22 protein-coding genes are annotated in these 21,800 nt (G+C 59.5%); 17 read left to right on the forward strand and 5 right to left on the reverse strand.

The annotated features are described in order from the left end of the window. Nucleotides 1-7: 7 nt before the first annotated feature. The 10 genes from FBZ99_RS33265 (at nt 8) to FBZ99_RS24960 (ending at nt 10,912) form a co-directional block, all read left to right on the forward strand. Complete coding sequence (locus FBZ99_RS33265; protein ID WP_162746286.1) at nt 8-169, forward strand: hypothetical protein; 162 nt, start codon at nt 8-10, stop codon at nt 167-169. 48 nt (nt 170-217) lie between these two features. Then, on the forward strand, nt 218-2,305 hold the full coding sequence (gene kdpB / locus FBZ99_RS24920; RefSeq protein WP_113350940.1) for a potassium-transporting ATPase subunit KdpB: 2,088 nt from the start codon (nt 218-220) through the stop codon (nt 2,303-2,305). A 12-nt stretch (nt 2,306-2,317) separates the two neighbouring features. Continuing rightward, complete coding sequence (locus tag FBZ99_RS24925) at nt 2,318-2,923, forward strand: K(+)-transporting ATPase subunit C (RefSeq protein WP_113350941.1); 606 nt, start codon at nt 2,318-2,320, stop codon at nt 2,921-2,923. A gap of 59 nt (nt 2,924-2,982) precedes the next feature. Continuing rightward, nucleotides 2,983-5,694 carry a sensor histidine kinase gene (locus FBZ99_RS24930; protein WP_113329239.1) on the forward strand — a complete coding sequence of 904 codons (2,712 nt, stop codon included), beginning with the start codon at nt 2,983-2,985 and terminating at the stop codon, nt 5,692-5,694. Further along, nucleotides 5,691-6,383 (forward strand): response regulator, encoded by a 693-nt coding sequence (locus FBZ99_RS24935; RefSeq protein WP_069609971.1) that lies wholly within the window; start codon nt 5,691-5,693, stop codon nt 6,381-6,383. The genes FBZ99_RS24930 and FBZ99_RS24935 overlap by 4 nt, the downstream gene beginning before the upstream one ends. A gap of 99 nt (nt 6,384-6,482) precedes the next feature. Continuing rightward, nucleotides 6,483-6,938 carry a PTS sugar transporter subunit IIA gene (locus FBZ99_RS24940; RefSeq protein ID WP_113350942.1) on the forward strand — a complete coding sequence of 152 codons (456 nt, stop codon included), beginning with the start codon at nt 6,483-6,485 and terminating at the stop codon, nt 6,936-6,938. 161 nt (nt 6,939-7,099) lie between these two features. Continuing rightward, nucleotides 7,100-8,128: a sulfate ABC transporter substrate-binding protein gene (locus FBZ99_RS24945; RefSeq protein ID WP_113350943.1), complete on the forward strand. Its 1,029-nt coding sequence runs from the start codon at nt 7,100-7,102 to the stop codon at nt 8,126-8,128. 6 nt (nt 8,129-8,134) lie between these two features. Next, complete coding sequence (cysT, locus tag FBZ99_RS24950) at nt 8,135-8,992, forward strand: sulfate ABC transporter permease subunit CysT (protein WP_069609968.1); 858 nt, start codon at nt 8,135-8,137, stop codon at nt 8,990-8,992. Further along, nucleotides 8,982-9,854: a sulfate ABC transporter permease subunit CysW gene (gene cysW, locus FBZ99_RS24955; RefSeq protein ID WP_113350944.1), complete on the forward strand. Its 873-nt coding sequence runs from the start codon at nt 8,982-8,984 to the stop codon at nt 9,852-9,854. The genes cysT and cysW overlap by 11 nt, the downstream gene beginning before the upstream one ends. A gap of 11 nt (nt 9,855-9,865) precedes the next feature. Further along, nucleotides 9,866-10,912 (forward strand): sulfate/molybdate ABC transporter ATP-binding protein, encoded by a 1,047-nt coding sequence (locus FBZ99_RS24960; RefSeq protein WP_112721908.1) that lies wholly within the window; start codon nt 9,866-9,868, stop codon nt 10,910-10,912. 3 nt (nt 10,913-10,915) lie between these two features. Here the strand turns inward: FBZ99_RS24960 and FBZ99_RS24965 are convergent, their stop codons facing one another. From FBZ99_RS24965 to FBZ99_RS24975, 3 genes are all read right to left on the reverse strand, one after another. Continuing rightward, nucleotides 10,916-11,713: an NAD-dependent epimerase/dehydratase family protein gene (locus tag FBZ99_RS24965; protein WP_113350945.1), complete on the reverse strand. Its 798-nt coding sequence runs from the start codon at nt 11,711-11,713 to the stop codon at nt 10,916-10,918. A gap of 103 nt (nt 11,714-11,816) precedes the next feature. Next, on the reverse strand, nt 11,817-12,659 hold the full coding sequence (locus FBZ99_RS24970) for an endonuclease/exonuclease/phosphatase family protein (protein WP_145635541.1): 843 nt from the start codon (nt 12,657-12,659) through the stop codon (nt 11,817-11,819). 123 nt (nt 12,660-12,782) lie between these two features. Next, nucleotides 12,783-14,246, reverse strand: a complete 1,464-nt coding sequence (locus tag FBZ99_RS24975; protein ID WP_113350947.1) for a phospholipase D-like domain-containing protein — start codon at nt 14,244-14,246, stop codon at nt 12,783-12,785. Between the two features lie 334 nt (nt 14,247-14,580). Between FBZ99_RS24975 and FBZ99_RS24980 the strand changes: the two genes are divergently transcribed. The 5 genes from FBZ99_RS24980 to FBZ99_RS25000 all read left to right on the forward strand — a co-directional run bounded on the left by FBZ99_RS24980 (nt 14,581) and on the right by FBZ99_RS25000 (nt 17,188). Further along, nucleotides 14,581-14,850, forward strand: coding sequence for a DUF2934 domain-containing protein (locus FBZ99_RS24980; protein ID WP_112721911.1), 270 nt, complete (start codon nt 14,581-14,583; stop codon nt 14,848-14,850). A gap of 274 nt (nt 14,851-15,124) precedes the next feature. After that, a complete protein-coding gene (locus FBZ99_RS24985) occupies nt 15,125-15,334 on the forward strand; it encodes a hypothetical protein (RefSeq protein ID WP_113329232.1) in 210 nt (69 codons plus the stop codon). A gap of 38 nt (nt 15,335-15,372) precedes the next feature. Further along, entirely contained in the window at nt 15,373-15,687 is a 315-nt protein-coding gene (locus tag FBZ99_RS24990; protein WP_113350951.1) for a plasmid stabilization protein, read from the forward strand. 193 nt (nt 15,688-15,880) lie between these two features. After that, nucleotides 15,881-16,618, forward strand: a complete 738-nt coding sequence (locus FBZ99_RS24995; RefSeq protein WP_145635543.1) for a glutathione S-transferase — start codon at nt 15,881-15,883, stop codon at nt 16,616-16,618. A 3-nt stretch (nt 16,619-16,621) separates the two neighbouring features. Continuing rightward, complete coding sequence (locus tag FBZ99_RS25000) at nt 16,622-17,188, forward strand: methyltransferase family protein (protein ID WP_145635545.1); 567 nt, start codon at nt 16,622-16,624, stop codon at nt 17,186-17,188. Between the two features lie 2 nt (nt 17,189-17,190). Here the strand turns inward: FBZ99_RS25000 and ligD are convergent, their stop codons facing one another. Together ligD and FBZ99_RS25010 are read right to left on the reverse strand one after the other, a co-directional pair. Next, on the reverse strand, nt 17,191-18,084 hold the full coding sequence (gene ligD, locus FBZ99_RS25005) for a non-homologous end-joining DNA ligase (protein WP_442966511.1): 894 nt from the start codon (nt 18,082-18,084) through the stop codon (nt 17,191-17,193). A gap of 83 nt (nt 18,085-18,167) precedes the next feature. Beyond that, the gene (locus FBZ99_RS25010; protein ID WP_145635549.1) at nt 18,168-18,962 is read right to left on the reverse strand and encodes an SDR family NAD(P)-dependent oxidoreductase; all 795 of its coding nucleotides are present in this window, start codon (nt 18,960-18,962) and stop codon (nt 18,168-18,170) included. A 354-nt stretch (nt 18,963-19,316) separates the two neighbouring features. Between FBZ99_RS25010 and FBZ99_RS25015 the strand changes: the two genes are divergently transcribed. Beyond that, nucleotides 19,317-19,712 carry a RidA family protein gene (locus FBZ99_RS25015; RefSeq protein ID WP_145635551.1) on the forward strand — a complete coding sequence of 132 codons (396 nt, stop codon included), beginning with the start codon at nt 19,317-19,319 and terminating at the stop codon, nt 19,710-19,712. A 396-nt stretch (nt 19,713-20,108) separates the two neighbouring features. After that, nucleotides 20,109-21,800: an ABC transporter substrate-binding protein gene (locus tag FBZ99_RS25020; RefSeq protein ID WP_145635554.1), complete on the forward strand. Its 1,692-nt coding sequence runs from the start codon at nt 20,109-20,111 to the stop codon at nt 21,798-21,800.

Raw genomic sequence — 21,800 nt, forward strand, 5'->3', positions numbered from 1 at the left:
GACGGCCATGAGCCAACCGCTTCTAGGCAAGCTTAGAAAAGTCATCGATCCACGCCCCTTCGACAGGGGGCGTGGCCCGGCCGGAATGACCTGCGCGTCCGACGCCATTTTGCTGGCGATGGTTGCCCTGTTTCTCGGCCTTGTCGTCTTCGGATTTCTAATCGGCTGATCGGCGGCGTTCCGATCTGACGTTTTCCTCTTCACGCTGGAGCCTCTTATGAGCCAGTTAAAATCAGCGAGTATTCTGGATTCTCGCATCCTCGTTCCGGCGATCGGCGCTTCGTTCAAGAAACTGAACCCGCGTACCCTCGCCAAGAACCCCGTCATGTTCGTGGTCGCCGTCGTTTCGATGCTGACGACCGTCCTCTTCCTGCGCGACCTCGTTACCGGCGGTGGCAATCTCGCCTTCTCGCTGCAGATCAATATCTGGCTCTGGTTCACGGTGCTGTTCGCCAATTTCGCCGAAGCTGTTGCCGAAGGCCGCGGCAAGGCGCAGGCGGATTCGCTGCGCAAGTCGCGCACCGAAACTCAGGCGAAGCTGCTCGTCGGCAACAGCCGCACTGATTACAAGATGGTGCCCGGCACCAGCCTCAAGGTTGGCGATGTCGTTCTGGTCGAAGCGGGCGATATCATCCCTTCGGACGGTGAGGTCATCGAAGGCGTCGCCTCCGTCAACGAAGCCGCGATCACCGGCGAATCCGCGCCGGTCATCCGTGAATCGGGCGGCGACCGCTCGGCTGTGACTGGCGGTACGCAGGTTCTGTCGGATGAGATACGCGTGCGCATCACCGCTGCTGCGGGCTCGACCTTCATCGACCGGATGATCGCGCTGGTCGAAGGTGCCGAACGACAGAAGACGCCCAACGAAATCGCGCTCAACATCCTGCTGGCCGGCATGACGCTGATCTTCGTGCTCGCGACCGTCACCATCCCGAGCTTCGCCGCCTATGCTGGCGGCTCGATCCAGACGGTCGTGCTCGTTGCGCTCTTCGTGACGCTGATCCCGACCACCATCGGCGCATTGCTTTCGGCGATCGGCATTGCCGGCATGGACCGCCTGGTGCGTTTCAACGTGCTTGCCATGTCCGGTCGCGCCGTCGAAGCCGCCGGCGACGTCGATACGCTGCTTCTCGACAAGACTGGCACGATCACCCTCGGCAACCGTCAGGCGACCGCCTTCCGCCCCGTCCGTGGTATCAGCGAGCAAGACCTCGCCGATGCCGCACAGCTTGCCTCCCTTGCCGACGAGACGCCGGAGGGACGCTCGATCGTGGTGCTTGCCAAGGAAAAATATGCGATCCGTGGCCGCGACATGACGAGCCTGAAGGCGACCTTCGTTCCCTTTACCGCCCAGACCCGTATGAGCGGCGTTGATCTCGATGGCTCCTCGATCCGCAAGGGTGCCGTCGATGCCGTCGTCGCCTATGTCGAAGGTGCTGCTAACGGCAGTCACGAAGGTACTGCCGTTATGTCCCGCACGACCAGTGAAACGCTGCGTGAGCTGCAGGTGATCGCCGACGAGATCGCCAAAGCTGGTGGTACGCCGCTTGCCGTTGCTCGTGACGGCCGTCTGCTCGGCGTCATCCATCTCAAGGATATCGTCAAGGGCGGCATCCGTGAGCGTTTTGCGGAGCTGCGCCGCATGGGCATCCGCACCGTGATGATCACGGGCGACAATCCGCTGACGGCTGCCGCCATTGCCGCCGAAGCCGGCGTCGACGACTTCCTCGCACAGGCGACGCCTGAGATGAAGCTGGCGCTGATGCGTCAGGAGCAGGCACAGGGCAAGCTGGTCGCCATGTGCGGCGACGGCACGAACGATGCGCCGGCACTCGCCCAGGCCGATGTCGGCGTTGCCATGAACACCGGTACGGTGGCCGCTCGCGAAGCCGGCAACATGGTCGACCTCGACAGCGACCCGACGAAGCTGATCGAGATCGTCGAGATCGGCAAGCAGCTGCTGATGACGCGCGGTGCGCTGACGACCTTCTCCATCGCCAACGATATCGCCAAGTATTTCGCCATCATCCCGGCCATGTTCATCGCCTTCTACCCGCAGCTGAAAATGCTGAACGTCATGGGACTGGCAACGCCGCAAAGCGCCATTCTCTCGGCCATCATCTTCAACGCGCTCATCATCGTCGCACTGATCCCGCTGTCGCTGAAGGGTGTCCGCTATCGCCCGATCGGCGCCGGTGCGCTGCTCAGCCGCAACCTGCTGATCTACGGCCTCGGCGGCATCATCGTTCCCTTCATCGGCATCAAGGCCATCGATATGGCGATCACCGCCATCGGCCTCGCCTAAGGAGTTTCTCTCGTGTTGAAACAAATCAGACCAGCGATCGTCATGATCGTCGCCACGACCGTCCTGACCGGCCTTGCCTATCCGCTTGCCATGACCGGTGTCGCCCAGGCGCTCTTCCCCCACCAGGCCAATGGCAGCCTGGTGGAGAAGGATGGCAAGGTGATCGGCTCCAGTCTTATCGGCCAGAATTTCACGGCGGATAAGTATTTCCACGGGCGTCCGTCAGCCACGACCGGCGCCGACCCAAACGATCCGACCAAATCGGTTTCCGTACCCTATAATGCCGCCAATTCCGGTGGTTCCAATCTTGGCCCGACCAATTCGAGCCTGATCACGCGTATCAAGGGGGATGCCGCGACATTGCAGGCGCAGAACCCGAATACGCCGGTTCCGATCGATCTGGCCACCACTTCGGGCAGCGGTCTCGACCCGGACATCTCGCCCGAAGCCGCCTATTTCCAGGTGCCGCGCGTCGCCAAGGCCCGCGGCATGGATGAGGCCAAGGTCAAGTCGCTCGTCGAGGCAGCCATAGAGCCGCGAGAGCTCGGCGTTCTCGGGGAACCTGTGGTCAATGTGCTGGCATTGAACCGGGCGCTCGATGCTTCTATGACTCAATAAGTTGAAGGGGTTGAGACGGTTCGTGTCGTCTCAACCTTATCAGGAAAGACAACCAGCGAATGGCAGACGACAGCCGCGATATGTTGAGCAGGCCTTCTCCCGATGCGCTTCTCGAAAAGGCGCGGGCCGAGACGCGCGGTCGGTTGAAGATATTCCTGGGGGCGGCACCCGGCGTCGGCAAGACCTATGAGATGCTGATGTCGGGCAGGGCGAAGATCGCTGATGGCGTTGATGTCGTGGTCGGTGTCGTCGAGACCCATGGCCGCCGTGAGACACAGGCCCTGCTCGAAGGGTTCGAGATCGTTCCGCGCATCAATGTCGACTATAAGGGCAGGGCGCTCGAGGAGATGGATCTCGATGCCATCCTGAAACGCCGCCCCGACCTGGTGCTGGTCGACGAACTCGCCCATACCAATGCGCATGGCAGCCGGCATCCCAAGCGCTACCTCGATGTCAAGGAGTTGCTTGAACGCGGCATCGACGTCTACACGACGTTGAATATCCAGCATGTCGAAAGCCTGAATGACGTCGTTTCGCAGATTACCCGCATCCGTGTGCGTGAGACGGTGCCGGATTCGATCATCGACATGGCCGATGATGTCGAGATCATCGATCTGACTCCTGATGATCTCATCAAGCGGCTGCATGACGGCAAAGTCTACGTGTCGAAAACGGCCGAGCGCGCGCTGACCAACTATTTCACGCCAGGCAACCTGACGGCCTTGCGGGAGCTCGCGCTGCGTCGCACCGCCCAGCGCGTCGACGACCAGCTGCTAACCCATATGCAGGCGCATGCGATCCAGGGACCTTGGGCTGCCGGCGAGCGCGTGCTCGTTTCCATCGATCACCACCCGCGCTCGGCCGCGCTTGTGCGCTATGCCGCGCGCATGGCCGCGCGCTTGCGGGCGCCCTGGGCAGCCGTCTATGTCGAGACCAACCGCTCGATCAGTTTGAGCGAGGCGCAGCGCGACACGATCGCCGCAACGCTGCGGCTCGCTGAGCAGCTTGGTGGTGAAGCAATCACACTTCCGGGGCGGGAGGTGGCGGAGGAGCTGCTGCGCCATTCTGCCAGCAACAACGTGACGCACATCGTCATCGGTTCACCGAAAATCGGTTCCTGGCGTGATTGGTCTCGCCGCTCAGTTTCTTATGATCTCATTCGCAAGGCCGGGGACATCAGCGTCCATGTCATTTCCGGCAGCGAAGCGGATGGCGAGGCTGCAAGGCGTGGCGTCAAAGTGGCGCCCTCATCGCCGCCTTTCCAACTCCGCGGCTATGTTCTGGCAACGCTCTATGTTGCCATCGCGCTGGGCTTCTGCGTCATCCTCGATCAGGTGCTGGATGTCCGCAATCTGGCGCTCGTCTTCCTGATGGCGGTGCTGGTAAGCGCCGTGACCCAGGGTCTGCGTCCGGCACTTTATTCCTGCTTTCTCGGTGCTCTTGCCTTCAACTTCTTCTTCCTGCCGCCGCGCTATACGCTGACGATCAGCGATCCCGAAAGCGTGCTTGCCTTTTTCTTCTTCCTTGGTGTCGCGGTCATTGCGAGTAACCTGACGGCGACGGTGCAGCGCCAGGCGGCGGCGGCGCGGCAACGGGCGCGAACGACGGAAGATCTCTATCTCTTCTCCAAGAAGCTCGCCGGCACAGGCACGCTGGACGACGTTCTATGGGCAACCGCTTTCCAGCTGGCGTCGATGCTGAAACTGCGGGTAGTGCTGCTTCTTCCCGAACATGGCACGATCGCCGTCAAGGCCGGCTATCCGCCTGACGACACGCTCGACGACGCCGATATCGCGGCGGCGCGGTGGGCCTGGGAGCATAATCATGCCGCCGGCCGTGGTGCAGATACGCTACCGGGCGCCAAGCGCCTTTACGTTCCGCTCCGTACAGGTCGAACCGCCGTCGGCGTCATCGGCCTCGATAGCGACCGCCGCGACGGCCCGCTTCTGACGCCGGAGCAACAGCGGCTGCTCGATGCTCTCGCCGATCAGGCAGCTCTTGCCATCGAGCGCGTGCAGCTGGTAGCCGATGTCGACCGCGCAAAGCTGGCGGTGGAGGCCGACCGGCTGCGGTCGGCTCTGTTGACCTCGATTTCGCATGATTTGAAGACGCCGCTCGCTGCCATCCTTGGGGCGGCGGGCACCCTACGCGACTATCTGGAAACCTTGCCACACGAAGATCGCGTCGATCTTCTGTCGACCGTCATCGACGAATCCGAACGCCTCAACCGCTTCATCGCCAATCTGCTTGACATGACCAAGATCGAGTCCGGCGCGATGGAGCCGAATTATGCCCTGCATTATGGCGGCGATATCGTCGGCAGTGCGCTGCGGCGGGCGGAAAAAATCCTGGCACATCACCGCGTCGACGTGCAGATGCCGGTCGATCTGCCGATGGTGAAAGTCGATCCGGTCCTGTTCGAGCAGGTGCTGTTCAATCTGCTCGACAACGCCGCCAAATATGCGCCGGAAGGATCGGCCATTCGCCTGGAGGCCTGGGCCGATATAGACAATATCGTCTTCCGCGTGATGGACGAGGGACCGGGCATTCCGCCCGCCGACCTCGAACGCGTCTTCGATACCTTCTATCGGGTACGCAAGGGCGATCAGGTGCGCGCCGGAACCGGGCTTGGCTTGTCCATCTGCCGCGGTTTCATCGAGGCGATGGGCGGCACGATCGCCGCCGGCAACAGAACGGATCGGCAGGGGGCAGTTTTCACCATCCGCCTGCCGAAACCAACAGATGTCCCGAAGCTGGATGAACTGAAATGAACACCACTGCCGTCAAGATTCTCGTTGTCGATGACGAGCCGCCGATCCGCAAATTGCTGCGCGTGGGCCTCGGTGCCCAGGGCTACGTCGTCAATGAGGCACAGAGCGCCGCGTCAGCCCAGGCGTCGATCGATGAAGACCAGCCCGATCTGATCGTGCTTGATCTCGGTCTGCCGGATAAATCAGGCCAGGATCTGTTGCTCGGTTGGCGCGAGGATGGGGTGCAGATCCCGGTGGTCATCCTGTCAAGCCGGACCGATGAAGCCGGCATCGTCAAGGCGCTCGAAAGTGGCGCCGACGATTATGTCACCAAGCCTTTCGGCGTTAACGAGCTTGCTGCCCGCATCCGTGTGGCGCTGCGCCATCGCCTGCAGCAGCAGGGCGAGAAGGCGATTTTCCAGACCGGCGGTCTTTCCATCGATCTCGTCAAGCGTATCGTCAAGGTCGATGGCAAGGAGATCAAGCTGTCGCCGAAGGAATACGACATCCTGCGCGTGCTCGCCCAGCATGCCGGCAAGGTGCTGACGCACCAATTCCTGCTGAAGCAGATCTGGGGGCCGGCGGCCGATGTGCAGTATCTGCGCGTTTATGTGCGCCAGCTTCGGCAGAAGATCGAAGAGATTCCCGATCAGCCGCACTATATCACCACCGAGACAGGTGTCGGCTACCGGCTGCGCGAGCCGGATTGAGGCGGCGGAAATTTCGAGCCCATCATCGAGGCGATTTGGCCTCGGACTTGTGGCGATGAATGCCATTTCAGAATTTATTGCCGGACCTTGAGTGCGACCATGGACCTTTCCACGATCATTCTTCCCGAACACGTCTTTGTCGGCGTCTCCGCTCCGACGAAATGGCGGGCATTGCAGATGCTGTCGTCGAAGGCAGCCCATTGCTTTGGCCTGGACGAGGCAGTGGTCCTGCGGGCGCTGGAGACGCGCGAAAAATTGGGCACGACGGGGATCGGCAATGGCGTCGCGGTTCCGCATGCCGCCATCGCTGGCATGACGAGGCCTCGGGGACTGATGGTGCATTTTGCACATCCAGTCGATTTCGAAGCCATCGACGACATACCGACGGAATGGGCCTTCGTGCTGTTGTTCGGAGAGGGCGGCCGGGGCGACTATCTGAACGTGCTTGCCGCGATCGCGAGGCGTTTGCGTACGGAAGGCGTTCTGACAGCGATGCGGCAGACGAAGAGCGCCGACGAACTCTATTCCGTCTTTATGTCCGACACCATCCGCTGACGACGCACTCGTTGCACGTCTGGCGTCATTCGGGAATGTGATTTCACTTTTCCGGATTCTATGGGATGCTGTTCTCCGCAGTTACCGAAAACGGAAACTGCCTTCGTTACTTTATACGACCAAGTTGATAGGGTTTAAGGACAAACGAAGGGGGTGCATCCATGCAGACGATTAAGCTTTCTCGGCTTCTCGCCACCGCAATTCTGATCGGCAGTTTCTCGATCGCGGCCGTCGCGCCGACCTGGGCGGCGGACAAGACGCTTCTCAATGTTTCCTATGATCCGACTCGTGAACTCTATAAGGACTTCAACACGGCCTTTGCTGCCAAGTGGAAGAAGGATACGGGCGAAACCATCAATATCAAGGCTTCGCATGGCGGTTCCGGCGCGCAGGCTCGCTCGGTTATTGACGGCCTCGATGCCGACGTCGTGACGCTCGCCCTCGAAGGCGATATCGACGCGATCGCCAAGGCGACGCACAAGATCCCGGCCGACTGGAAGACCAAGTTCCCGAACGATTCGGTTCCCTACACCTCGACCATTGTTTTTCTGGTGCGCAAGGGCAATCCCAAAGGCATCAAGGACTGGCCGGATTTGGTCAAGGACGGCGTCGAAGTCATTACGCCGAACCCGAAGACATCAGGCGGTGCGCGTTGGAACATTCTCGCTGCCTGGGCCTGGGCGAAGCAGGCCAATGGCGGCGACGATGCCAAGGCGCAGGACTATGTCGCGCAGCTCCTGAAGCATGTCCCGGTCCTCGACACCGGCGCGCGCGGCGCGACGACGACTTTCGTCCAGCGCGGTCTTGGTGACGTTCTGCTTGCCTGGGAAAACGAGGCCTATCTCTCGCTCGACGAACTCGGCCCCGATAAATTCGAAATCGTCACGCCGTCCGTTTCGATCCGCGCCGATCCGCCGGTTGCCGTTGTCGATGGCAATGTCGATACCAAAGGTACGCGCAAGGTCGCGGAGGCCTACCTGAACTACCTGTACTCGGATGAAGGTCAGAAGATCGCTGCGAAGCACTATTACCGGCCGATTAAGCCGGAAGCGGCCGATCCGAAGGATGTCGCTCGTTTCCCGTCCCTGAAGCTCGCCACTATTGACGACTTTGGCGGATGGTCTCAAGCTCAGCCGAAATTCTTCGCTGACGGGGGCGTCTTCGATCAGATCTACAAGCCGGGACAATAAGACTGAATGCATTCTATAACCCGCAAACGGTGGCGGTTACGGCAGCCGAGCGTCATTCCGGGATTCGGATTGGCGCTCGGCGTTACCTTGGCTTGGCTCATCTTCATAGTACTCATTCCGCTGTCGGGGCTTCTCTGGAAAAGCAGTGCCCTCGGCTGGCAGAATTTCTGGGCCCTCGCGCTTGACGTGCGCACGCTCTATGCGCTGCGCATGAGCTTCGGCGGCGCCTTCATCGCCGCGCTCGTCAATGCCGTGCTCGGGCTTATTCTTGCCTGGGTGCTGGTGCGCTATCGCTTTCCGGGCAAACGCATCCTGGATGCCATGGTCGATCTGCCGTTCGCCCTGCCGACGGCCGTCGCCGGCATTGCCTTGACGACGCTATACGCGCCGAATGGCTGGATCGGTCAGTTCCTGACGCCGCTCGGCATCAAGATCGCGTTCACTCCGGTCGGCATCGTCATCGCATTGATTTTCGTCGGCCTGCCTTTCGTGGTGCGCACGGCACAGCCGGTCATGGAGGAGATCGACCGCGAAGTCGAAGAGGCTGCGGCGACCCTTGGTGCCTCGCGTTTTCAGACCATAACCCGCGTGCTGCTGCCGGGCCTCGCCCCTGCCGCTCTGACGGGCTTTGCGCTGGCATTCGCACGTGCGGCCGGCGAATACGGATCGGTCATCTTCATCGCCGGCAACAAGCCCTATGTTTCGGAAATCGCGCCGCTGCTCATCGTCATTCGCCTGGAGGAATATAATTATTCCGCAGCGACGGCGATCGCGACGGTGATGCTGTTCATTTCCTTCACCATGCTTTTGATCATCAATCTCATCCAGTCGTGGAGCAGAAGGAGATATGGCTATGGCGCATGATCTTTCTGCATCAGTCGAAACCGGTCATTCGGTCATCACCGAAAGCCGGCTTGCGCGCATCGTCTTCATACTGATCTCGCTCGCGTTCCTGACGCTGATGGTGCTTCTGCCTCTCGCCGCCGTTTTCGTCGAAGCTTTCCGCAAGGGGATCGAGACCTTCTTCGAAGCCTTGGTTGACGAGGAAACCTTCGCGGCGATCCGGCTGACATTGATCGTTGCCGGCATCAGCGTGCCGCTGAACCTCGTCTGCGGCATTGCAGCCGCCTGGGCGATCGCCAAATTCGAATTCAAGGGCAAGGCCTTGCTGACGACGCTGATCGATCTGCCCTTCTCGGTGTCGCCGGTCATATCGGGCCTGGTCTTCGTGCTGTTGTTCAATTCGAACAGCACACTCGGCCCCTGGCTGCAAAGCCATGGCATCCAGATCCTGTTTGCGGTTCCTGGGCTAGTACTGGCGACGATGTTCGTCACCTTTCCCTTCGTCGCGCGTGAATTGATCCCGCTAATGCAGGAACAGGGCAGCGCAGACGAAGAGGCGGCGCTCTCGCTCGGGGCTAATGGGTGGCAGACCTTCTGGCATGTCACGCTGCCGAACATCAAATGGGGCCTGCTTTACGGCGTGCTGCTCTGCAACGCCCGCGCCATGGGTGAGTTCGGAGCCGTTTCGGTCGTTTCGGGTCATATCCGCGGCGAAACCAACACCATGCCCCTGCAGGTCGAAATTCTTTATAACGAATATAATTTTTCGGGGGCATTCGCGGTTGCCACGCTCCTGGCCCTGCTCGCTCTTGTCACATTGATACTGAAGACGCTGCTGGAAATGCGCTATAGCGAAGAGATCGCAGCCAGCCGGCGTCACTGAAGGAATTCTTGATGGAAGTTCGCGTTCAAAACCTGCGTAAGGAATTCGGTCGCTTTCCCGCATTGCATGACGTGTCGCTGGATATCCGCTCGAGCGAATTGATTGCGCTTCTTGGTCCATCGGGCTCCGGCAAGACGACGCTGCTGCGCCTGATTGCCGGTCTCGAAACCCCGACGGAGGGACAGATCTTCTTCGGCGAAGAGGATGCGTCGCGAAAGACGGTGCAGCAGCGCAATATCGGCTTCGTGTTTCAGCACTACGCGCTGTTTCGGCATATGACGGTGCTGGACAATATCTCTTTCGGCCTGAAAGTCCGCTCGGCATCGCGTCGTCCGCCACGCGATGAAATTCGCCGGCGTGCCCTGGAGCTGTTGGAACTGGTGCAGTTGAACGGCCTGGAGAAGCGCTATCCGGCCCAGCTTTCCGGCGGCCAGCGCCAGCGCGTGGCACTGGCGCGCGCCATGGCGGTCGAGCCGAACGTGCTGCTTCTGGACGAGCCCTTCGGCGCTCTCGATGCTCAGGTCCGCAAGGACCTGCGCAAATGGCTGCGGGAAATCCACGACCGGACCGGCCATACCACCGTCTTTGTGACCCATGACCAGGAAGAGGCGCTGGAGCTCGCCGACCGCGTGGTCGTACTCAACAAGGGCGCGATCGAACAGGTCGGAACGCCGGACGAGATCTACGACTCGCCGAATTCTCCCTTCGTCTATGGCTTCATCGGCCAATCCAATCGTCTCAAGGTGCGCATCACCAGCGGCGAGATCTGGTTCGATGACAAACCGCTGGGACTCAGCACGCCGCATGAGCCCGATGGCGAAGCCTATCTCTATTTTCGACCCCACGATATCGAAATCCGTGACGGCGATGGCGGCGCGATCGCGGGTCTGCTCGTTGCCAGCAGGCGCGTGGCAGGCACTCGCCATCTTGAAATCAACATCGGTGCCGAGCACGATCCCATCGAGATCGAACTGCCGCCGAACAAGGCGGATGCCTTGGATCGCAACCGCATCGCCTTCAGACCGACACGCTGGAAGCTCTTTCGCAACGGTGTCTGACGATCAGTCCTCGGGGTGAGCGGCAGAAGCAAAGCCGCCGCCCTGATAGACGATTGCGGGATCATTCGGATCCTCAGCGGGTGTTTTCGACAGAATTTCGGCGCGCCAAGGAGCCGCACTATCGCGCGGCTTCCAGCCAAGAAAGGCAGCGTTGCTGTTGTCCCACCATTGTTCGTCATTGTCCGAGACGCCGTAGACGATCGTATGGCCGAGGCGCGGGGCGTTGAAGGCGCAATCGCAAAGCGAGACGAAATCCCCGATGCTGAACCACGTGGCGAGCATGCGCGTGCTGCGCGGCTCGGGAAAGCACGAGCCGATGCGTACCGAAAGCGTTTCCTGGCCGAACTTGTCGAAGTAGAGGCTCGCAACGGCCTCACCGAACACCTTTGAGACGCCATAGAGCGAATCCGGCCGGGTCGGCACCTTGTTGTCGATCCGCTCATCCCGCCGGTAGAAGCCGATCGTGTGATTGGAGCTCGCAAAGACGATACGCGGCTTGCCGGCGGCGCGCGCGGCCTCATAGAGATTGTAGAGGCCGAGGATATTGCCCTGCAGGATCAGATCGAAGGGTTTTTCCACCGATATCCCCCCGAGATGGATGATACCATCAACACCTTTCACTATCGCATCGACGCCGCTGCGGTCGGCGAGGTCGCAGGCGACGAAACGCTCGTTCGGGCGCAGGTCGCTTATCGGCGCGAGGTCTGACAAAAGGACGTTCTCGGCGATCTGCGACAGAAGCGGCCGGATTGCCTGGCCAACACCGCCGGCGGCGCCGGTCAGCAACAGAGTTTTCAGCATGATTGTCTCCCGGATCGGTCATTTCGGCGGAGAGCCTATAAGATGGTCCTCCGCCCGTCATCACATATATCGGTGGGATCAACATGAAGTATGTCGATAACGTCTAGGCAGTCTGTGAATGCGTCCGAGCGTCGATGTCGAGCACTTCCAGGCTGACCACGGCCTTGATGGGCAGGTGATCGGAAGCCACGCGTGCCAGCGGCGAGTCATGCACTTCGACTGCGGAGATCATGCCGCGGCGGTTTGCCATGATGCGGTCGAGCGCCAGAAGCGGCAGTGTCGAGGGAAAGCTCGGTACGGCAGGCGGTAGCGGTCCGAACGCGTTCTGGATGGTATTGAGAGATGAGCGGTCGCCAAGGCGCCATTCGTTGAGATCGCCCAGCAGGATGGTCGGCGTCTCGCTGCCGTCGTTCATGAGGTCGACGATCAGACGCGTCTGCTGCGCGCGCGAGCGATGCAGCAGGCCGAGATGCGCCGCGATGATCCTGAGGCTTCCGCCACGAGCCAATTCCAGTTCAGCGATCAAGGCGCCGCGCGGTTCAAGCCCTGGCAGATTGATCTGGTCAACGTCGCGAACCGTGCCCTGTTTGAAAAGAACCACATTGCCGTGCCAGCCATGCGCCTTGGTGACGCCGGAAATCGGCACCGGGATGAGGCCTGTCTCGCGTTCGAGCCGGCGCAGATCGAGAATGCCCGTGCGTTCTCCAAAACGCGTATCGGCTTCCTGCAGACCGATGATATCGGCATCGATTTCATGGATGACGCGGCTCGTTCTTTCCGGATCGAAGCGGCGGTCGGCGCCGACGCATTTGTGGACATTGTAGGAAGCGATCAACGTGCCGTCCGGGCGGTCCGGCTTGCTGCCGGCCGGTGTGGGGCGCGATTTCTTTCGGTTCTTCAGGCTTTCCAGAATGCTCGCACGGAGACTTTCTTTCTTTTTTCGCATCTATCCGTCGACCGTTCCTTGATCAGATCATGTCGGGCACGTGGGACAGAGTATAAGAAGCGATTGTTGGCGTTGTCATGTAAAAAGGCTGCGACAAAGGCAGATAGTCTTTCGTTGCAGTCGTCAGAGATAGGGGGAGCCAAGCCACAGCACCTTTTCGATAAGCCGTACGACAAACGGCCGCGCCCTGAGCTTTTCGAGGTCTACCGGATGTGCAGTTTCCAGGATCGCGCCGATATGATCGTCGATCGTGCTCGCAAAGCCGCGATCGAGTACCTCGAGATCCACTTCGAAATTGAGCCGCAGGGAGCGCGGATCGAGATTGGATGAGCCGACATAGGCCCAGATACCGTCGATGGACAAAAGCTTGGAATGGTTGAAGGCGCCTTCGGCGCGCCAGATGCGGCAATAGTTCTTCAGCATCTGGTCGAATTGCGCCGTCATGGCCCGGTCGACGAGTACCAGATTGTTGGCTGTCGGCACGACGATATCGACTTCGACGCCACGCCGGGCCGCCGTCACCAGCGCACTGATCAACTCGCGATCCGGCAGGAAATAGGGCGACATGATTCGGATGGATTTGTGCGCCACCGACAGCGCGCCGATGAGCATCTTGTGATTGGTCTCGACGCTGCGATCCGGGCCGGAGGCAACCACCCGCATGAAAACGGGCGCTCCAGGCTCGTTGGAGGGCGCGGCAATTCGCCATTCCTCGCCATTCAGGACTTCGCCTGTGGTGAAGCGCCAATCCTCGGCTGCCGTATTGAAGAGATCGGCGACTGCAGGTCCCGTCACGCAGAAATGCATGTCGCGAGCGCTGTGCTCGTGCGCGAATTCGCGCGTGAAACCCTGACGGATATTCATGCCGCCGGTAAAGGCAATTCGCCCGTCTATGCTGAGGATCTTTCGGTGGGTACGCAGGTTGGCGTAGGGCAACCGGAGACCGATGATGACGTTGCCATTGAAGACGTCGACCTGCACGCCGCCTTCGCGCAGATAGCCCATGATGCTCGGCACGGAGTAGCGGGCGCCGACAGCATCGATGAGTACACGCGTGCTGACACCGCGTTTGGTCGCAGCAATCAGGGAATCGGCGATGCGGAGGCCGATCGGGTCGCGATCGAAGATGTAGGTTTCCATCAGGATGCTGCGCTCGGCGCCGTCGATTGCAGCCTTCATCGCGGCATAGGCAACGTCGCCGTTCGTCAGCATCTCGATGGTGTTGCCGGTGCTCATCATATAGCGAACGACGCGGTCGCCGAGCGTCTTCATAGAACCGAAACGATCGCCGAACCGCCGGCGCACCTCGCCGCCATCGGCGTCGAAGCTGGAGAGCTCGCCATTCGCATCCTTGCGAAAGAGCGCGTCGCGCTGCGAGCTGAGGGAGGCCCGGCGGATGCGATTGATGCCGGCGACAGCATAGAGGACGGCACCGATGATGGGCGACAGGATGATGACGCCGACCCAGCCGATCGCGGCGCGGACATCTTCTTTGGTCATGGCTGCATGGATTGCAGCGGCCGCCCCCATCACAATGGACAGGACGGCGAGAATTTGGCCCCAATGGGCAGCCACGAGGTCGATCATGATGCAAGTATATCCTTGCCCGCAAAAGCTGCAATGAGTGGGCCGGCGATCGTCAAGATGTCATCAATAGCGGTGCGAAACTTCATCTTATTAGATAATTTTAATTGAACCCTGTTCTGACCAGCATCATACTTAGGTTGCTTCGGCTGCTTCGCTACCGTCCCCCACGGTAACTTCTGTTTCTCGTTCGAAGCGCCACTGCGGTTCGACAGTCGAGATCGAAGAACGCTAGCCATAGCGTCTTGGCTGCTCGGGGGAGGCATCAAAGCCCGCGTTTCAAGAACGGGCATCGTTCATCAAAACCTTGTTCAATGATGCGAACGGAGAACAGCAGATGTTGGAATCTCGGGACGAATGGATCAAGAAGCGCGCATACGCCATATGGGAAGAGGAAGGCCATCCTTCCGGTCGCGACGTCGAGCACTGGGCGCAGGCGAGCAGTGAGCGCATCGCGCTTGAGAAAACGGCAGCAGACGGCGGCGCGATCGACATCAAGCCCAAGGCGAAGCGCAAGACGGCGGTCGCCGCGGCGGCTGTTGCCGAGGAAAAATTGGCTAAGCCAGCAAAGAAGATATCGAAGAAGGGTGTAGCCGCGAAGGTGTAGGACGCGTCAGCTTTAGGAGTGTGGCGGAGATGAGGGCGGCTCGATGGCAACATCGGGCCGTCTCTCTTTTCGAGATGGTAGCTGGCGGAATATTCGCAATAATTTCGGTGATTTGGCTCTCATCCGCGAAATAGTTGTCACACATTGATGCTACAGATTGTGAAGGGAGCTCAGCAATGTGTGGCAGCTATATCGATGATGTGGAAATGACGGTTGCGGCGATTGTCGCAGCGCAGTGGCCTTTGTGGCTTGCCGCTAGATTGGAGCTGGTGGGATGACATCACTCCTCGTGCTCGCTGCGCTGTATCTTCTGACGGCCTTGGTCCTCATTCTGATCATCGATCGCTCGGTCGGCGTCTTTTTCCCTGCCTCTGCCAAGCAGCGTGTCGCTGTGCGGCATGGTCGGCGCTTCTGGATACTCCCGAGCAATCTGCTATCCGGCAATCGCAATTCTTCAGGCCAAATCTCGGAACCTTTTCCCTGACGACGGGTTGCTCTTCCTTCCCAGCAAGGAGAAAGATCATGCCCCGAGGAGATAAATCCGCCTATACCGACAAGCAGAAGCGCAAGGCCGAACATATCGAGGAAGGCTACGAAGACCGCGGCGTTTCGCACGCAGAGGCGGAGCGGCGTGCCTGGGCGACCGTAAACAAGGAAAGCGGCGGCGGTAAGAAGTCAGGCTCCGGTCGCGGCCATTCCGAAAACCACGAATCGTCCGAAAAGGGCGGGAGGATCGGCGGACGCGCCGCTGCAAGCCGACCCGCTGCGGAGCGCTCCGCCTCTGCAAAAAAGGCGGCTGCGACGCGTAAACGCCACGAGCACAACACACATTCCTAGGCCATCGGTGAGAACTGGATGCGATCGTCGAGATCCATTCGGCCGTCGCTATGAAGTTCATAAGGTTTCCGGTGCATATGCCTGCGCCTGTAATCGTCGATTGCCTCTTACCTTTCGCGATGTCGACGCTAAATTGCAGTCTTGCGGCGATCATTGCAGCGGATTGCTCTCAATATCGGGGAGATGAAACCGAATGGCCTATGAACTCTACTATTGGGATGGCATTCAGGGGCGCGGCGAATTCGTTCGGCTGGCGCTGGAGGAAGCCGGTGCAGACTATGTCGATGTTTGTCGTGCTCCTGCAGGCAGGGGGCAGGGTATGCCCGCCATGTTCGCCATCATGGAGGGTAAATCTGAACTCGGTCTCCCATTTGCCCCACCGTTTCTGAAGGACGGTGATCTCATTATTCCGCATGTGGCGAATATCCTGATGTATCTCGGGCCGAAGCTGGGTCTGGCGCCGAGGGACGAGGGAAGGCGCCATGTGTTGAACGGGCTGCAGTTGACGATCACCGATCTCGTCGCCGAGGTACACGACACGCACCACCCGATCGCGACGTCGAAATATTACGAGGATCAGAAGCAAGAGGCCAAGGCGCGGGCTGCAGAATTCATCGAAAACCGCATTCCCAAGTTCCTCGGTTATTTCGAGAAAGTGCTTCAGCAAAACCCCGAAGGATCGAGCCATATCTTCGGCGGAGAATTGACCTATGTCGATCTTTCGCTGTTTCAGGTCTATGAGGGTCTGCGCTATGCCTTCCCCCGCGCGACGGCACATCTGGATCGCCGATATCCGCATCTGACCGCGCTGCACAGAGCTGTCATGAAACGGCCCAACATTGCTCGCTATCTTCAGTCCGATCGCCGCATTCCCTTCAATGAGAGCGGCATTTTCCGACACTATCCGGAACTTGACAGAGATATGGCGTGAGCGATGCTCATCTATCAATTCATTCCCGCATGCTGGATCGCCTGGCTACTGATCTGGCTTTTCGCTTCATTCAGCGTCAAGAGGAGCGTGCGGCAGGAGGATCCGTTGTCGCGGCTTGGCAATACCGTGCCGATCTGGATCGGCGCTTTCCTTCTTGTCGTCAATCCATCCTGGCTGGGTCCCTTGCGGTTACGCCTCATCCCACAGGATCTCACATCCTATGCGATTGGCGCGGTTCTGACCTTCATCGGTCTCGTTTTCGCTGTCTGGGCTCGCTATCATATTGGGCGCAACTGGAGCGGGGTAATCACTCTCAAGGAGGATCACGCGCTCATCCGCTCCGGTCCTTATGCGCTTGTGCGGCACCCGATCTATTCCGGTCTGATGCTGGCCATTATCGGCTCGGCAATTGCGCGCGGTGACATCGCGGCCGTCCTTGCGATCATCGCGGTGCTCTATGCCGTATTGCGTCGCGTGCAAATCGAGGAGAGCTGGATGAACGAGACGTTCGGCTCGGCCTATGCCGATTATAAGGCCAGCACGCCCGCGCTGGTCCCGTTTCTGGTGTAACGTCAGACCTCGAGAGGCGATGCCGCCTTGAAGAAATCGGCCCAGGGATCCGTGCTCGATTGGTCGAGGCGCGATGCCGCATTCTTGACGGTAAAGGAAGCAGGCCCGATCTTGCCGTCGAATTCTTCCCAGCTGACCGGCATCGAAACGGCAGCGCCCTTTCTGGCGCGTGTCGAATAGGGTGCCACGGCTGTGTTGCCGCGGCCGTTGCGCAGATAATCGATGAAGATATGGCCCGCCCGCTTCGCCTTGCTGGCGACCGACAAATACGTCTCCGGGCTATCGGCACTCATGGCGTGGGCGATTGCCTCGGCGGCATCCTTGACGTGCGGCCAGGTCGCCTGCGGCTTGACGGATGCAACCACATGCAATCCCTTGCCGCCTGACGTTTTGACGAAGGATGTTAGTCCCAGGGTGGCGAACTGCTCCCTGATCTCCTTCGCTGCAGTCACGACCTCACTCCATGCGACATCCTCCCCGGGGTCGAGATCCATGATGATCATGTCGGGCTTTTCCCAATGATCCGTCGTCGTGCCCCAAGGGTGAATTTCCAGCGCCGCGGATTGGACAAGAGCTGCCAGGCCATCGAAATCCCCAATCTTCAGAAGCTTCGCAGCGTCCTTATCTTCTGGATCGGCAATTTCCTGGATATGCGGATTGATGCCCTTCCAGGCATGTTTCTGGAAGAAGCGTGGTCCATCGATGCCATCCGGACACCGCAGGAGGGCGAGGGGACGGTTGACGACGAAAGGCGCCATTCTACGCCAGGCCAATGCGTAGTAATCAAGAAGGTCTTGCTTGCTGACCTCGTCGCCGGGCCAATAGATCCGTTCCGGATGGGTCAATTCCACCAACGTTTCAATGCCGTCATGAATGGGCGTCTTTGCCATCTGCATGCGCTCCATCTTCCTCGACGCGAAGGCGCCGTGCCGGACAAGACTAGCATTGCCCGCCACACAAAGCGACCGCGGGCCACTTCTCACGGCATGAGCTGGCCGCCATTGACCTCGATGATCTGGCCGGTAATGTAGCCAGAAAGAGTGGGAGAGGCGAGAAAGAGGTAGGCGCCAACGCAATCTTCCGGCGTGCCCACGAATCCCATGGGGATCGTCTTGCGCTGCAGCTCCATCTGCTCGTCATTGGTATAGCGCTCGTGGAAAGGCGTTGCGATGACGCCGGGTGCGACGGCGTTGACGCGGATCTTGTCGTTGACGAATTCCTTGGCATGGCCATGGGTAATGGTCGAGACGAACCCTTTGGAGGCCGCATAGAGGATCGCGCCGTTGCCGCCGCCATTGCGTGCGGCAATGGAGGTCGTGTTGATGACGAAACCGCCCTGTTTTTTCAGGTGAGGATGAGCGGCGCGGGTCGCCGCAAGCACGGAGCGTGCATTGAGGTTCATCACCCGCTCATAATGCTCATCCGTCATTTCGGCGGTCGGAAGACGCCCGAGCATGCCGCCGGCATTATTGATCAGGCCATCGAGGCCTCCGAAAGCTTCGGCTGCGTCCTTGACCACACGTTCGGTCTCGCCATCTCGGGAGACATCGCCCTGGATGAGATGCACAGTTCCGCCGCCAGCCTTGATTTCATCGGCCAGTTTTTCCGCCGGTTCGCGGCTTGCATTGAAGTGGAGGCCGATCTTCATGCCCTGGGCGGCAAGGGCGCGCGCGACGGCAGCGCCAATACCGGTCGAGGCGCCCGTTATCAGCACTCTTTTGCCGGCAAGATCGGGAATGCGGATGGACGCAAGCGATTGCGCGAGTTCTGTCATGACGACTCCTCCTGAACGTCAACCAATCATACGACGAAATATGTCTTTGTCTTATCAGGCTCCGGGGCAGAAAGGCAATCATGCCAGGCGCGACAAAAGGACGAGATGAGATTTCGTGGAGGAAGCGTCCGTAATCTGCGGAAAATAAAAGAGTTTTTCTTGCATTTGAAGTTAAGGTTTCGATCGAAGTCGCAGATGCATTGCTCCACACCCATCTCGCAAACGGACAAAACGATCTGGCGTGGCGCCGCTGCGACAGATAAGGAAGCTACCAGGAGAGTCGAACGCGTGCGCCTGTTCCGATGAAACGATGGCGACCGCGGCTTTCAGCAACAGGGAAAGACTGAGGATATCATGAGCAAGAACAAGCTGATCCGTTTCGACGTCGCCGACAATCAGGCTGGCGGCCAGCGCCGCCCCTTCGCCAAGGCCGTCAGGGCAGGCGATTTCGTCTACGTCTCGGGCCAGGTTCCGACCATCAACGGTGAAATCGTTGCGGGCAATATCGTCACTCAGGCCGAGCAGGTCATCGCCAATATCAAGGATGTCCTTGCCCTTGCCGATTGCACGCTCGAGCATGTGGTGAAAGTGAATGTGTGGCTGGATGACGCTCGCGATTTCTCGAGCTTCAACGCCGTCTTCGAAAAGCATTTTATCGATCATCCGCCAGCCCGCTCGACCGTTCAGTCGCCCATGATGGTGGATGTCAAAGTCGAAATGGATGTGGTCGCCTACAAGCCGCTCGACTGAGCAAACGCTGATTTCGCTTCGATTGCGGTGCGGCCAGAACTGCATCGCAATCAATCCCGCGTCCATGTGCAATGGCGCGTCCAGATGATCAATCTCCCGAATATTTGCTCTTAAATGCACAAGCCGGCAGGGTGCCTGTTTCGGTATTGTGGATAAGCGCACGCTTTTTCGCGCTTGCGGCTCCGTATGATCGCAACTGCAAACGTGCCACTGCGCCGTAGCTTCCGATATCTCCTCGCAATTTCCGGTAGCGGCGGTGTGGGTGCCGACATCCGCGGCAACCCTTCAGACCTCAAAATCAATGCCTGTTGATTTCCAATCAGCGATTGACGAGTTTCAAAACTCACGATTAAATCAATTTGATTGACTACTCTAAAACAGCAAGAGGGGCTGGAAATGAGAATGAGGAAAAAGTCATTGCGCAATCTATTTCAGCGGACATCACTGGCAGCGGCGGCGCTCAGCGCTTCGCTGGCACTTAGTGCGGGTATCGCCTCCGCGGCTGAATCCGTACTGACGATGCATATCGAGGAGCAGACCAGCTGGGTCAGCAACTTCAATCCGTTCGATCTGGCCGGTCGTCGCCAGAGCACGATGGATTTCATCTACGAGCCGTTGGTCATCTTCAACGCCAATGATGGCGGCAAGCCCGTCTGGCGCCTGGCGACAAGCTACAAGTTCTCCGACGATCTCAAGTCGATCACCTACGATCTGCGCCCCGGCGTGAAGTGGTCGGATGGTCAGCCGCTGACCTCCGCAGACGTCAAGTACACGATCGACCTGATGCTGAAGAACCCGGCCGTCGATACCGTCGGTGTCGGTCAGACGGTCGCCTCCGTCGAAGCGCCGTCGCCAACGCAGGTGACGATCAAGCTCAAGGCTGTGAATTCCGAATTCCCTGAATCGCTCGCCGATCTCGCCGTCGTACCCGAGCATATCTGGAAAGACGTTGCCGATCCGGTCGCTTTTAAGAACGAGAAGCCCGTCGGTTCCGGCCCGATGACCGAGGTCCGCCGCTTTACGCCGCAAGTCTACGAGCAGTGCCGCAATCCGAACTACTGGGATGCCGCGTCGCTGCATGTCGACTGCCTGCGTCTGCCGCAGATTTCGGGTAATGACCAGATGCTGGCGCTGCTGCCGGAAGGCACCGTGGACTGGATCGGCTCGTTCCTGCCGCAGATCGACAAGACCTTCGTCGCGCTCGACCCGCAGCATAATGGTTACTGGCAGCCGCCGGCTGAAACCGTTGCCTTCGAGATGAACTTCAAATCCACGAATGCCGGCAATCTCGAAGCTTTCAAGGACCTCAACTTCCGTCATGCCTTCAGCCTGGCGATGGACCGCAAGTCGATGGTCGATATTGCCGGCTTCGGTTATCCGGTCGTCAACCTGCATGCCAGCGGCCTGCCGCCGCGCTTCGAGAGCTGGCGCAATAAGGCTGCCGAGGGCGATAAGGACGCCTTCATGGGCTTCGACACCGAAAAGGCAAACAAGATCCTCGACGATGCCGGCTACAAGAAGGGTGCCGATGGTTTCCGCACCACGCCGAGCGGCAAGCCGATCACCTTCGCGGTCATCGTACCGAACGGCTGGACTGACTGGATCGACGCAGTGCAGATCGCCGTCGAAGGGCTGCGCGCCGCAGGCATCAACGCCTCGGTTGCCACGCCCGAATACGAGCAGTGGCGCAAGCAGCTTCTCGACGGCAGCTTCGATGTCGTCATGAACTCGCGTGCCGACAGTGCAACGCCGTTCCAGGGCTATTATCAGAGCCTGTCGACGGCCTATGCCGGTAAGCTTACCGTCGCCGCGGCGCGCTATTCCAACCCGAAGCTTGATGCGCTCTTCGATCAATATCTGAAGTCTTCTTCTGATGAGGATCACAAGAAGATCTTCAACGACATTCAGGTTCTAATCGCCGATGACTTCCCGGTCGTTCCCGTCTTCAACGGTCCGACCTGGTACCAATATTCCAGCAAGCGTTTCACCGGTTGGGTCACGGACAAGGATCCGGTGATGAACCCGGAAAACCACGACAACAACCGCATGCGTCTCATGCATCTGCTGCGTCTGAAGCCGGTCCAATAA

Source organism: Rhizobium sp. ERR 1071 (genome assembly GCF_007828675.1).
In the GTDB taxonomy this organism is placed as follows: Bacteria; Pseudomonadota; Alphaproteobacteria; order Rhizobiales; family Rhizobiaceae; genus Rhizobium; species Rhizobium dioscoreae.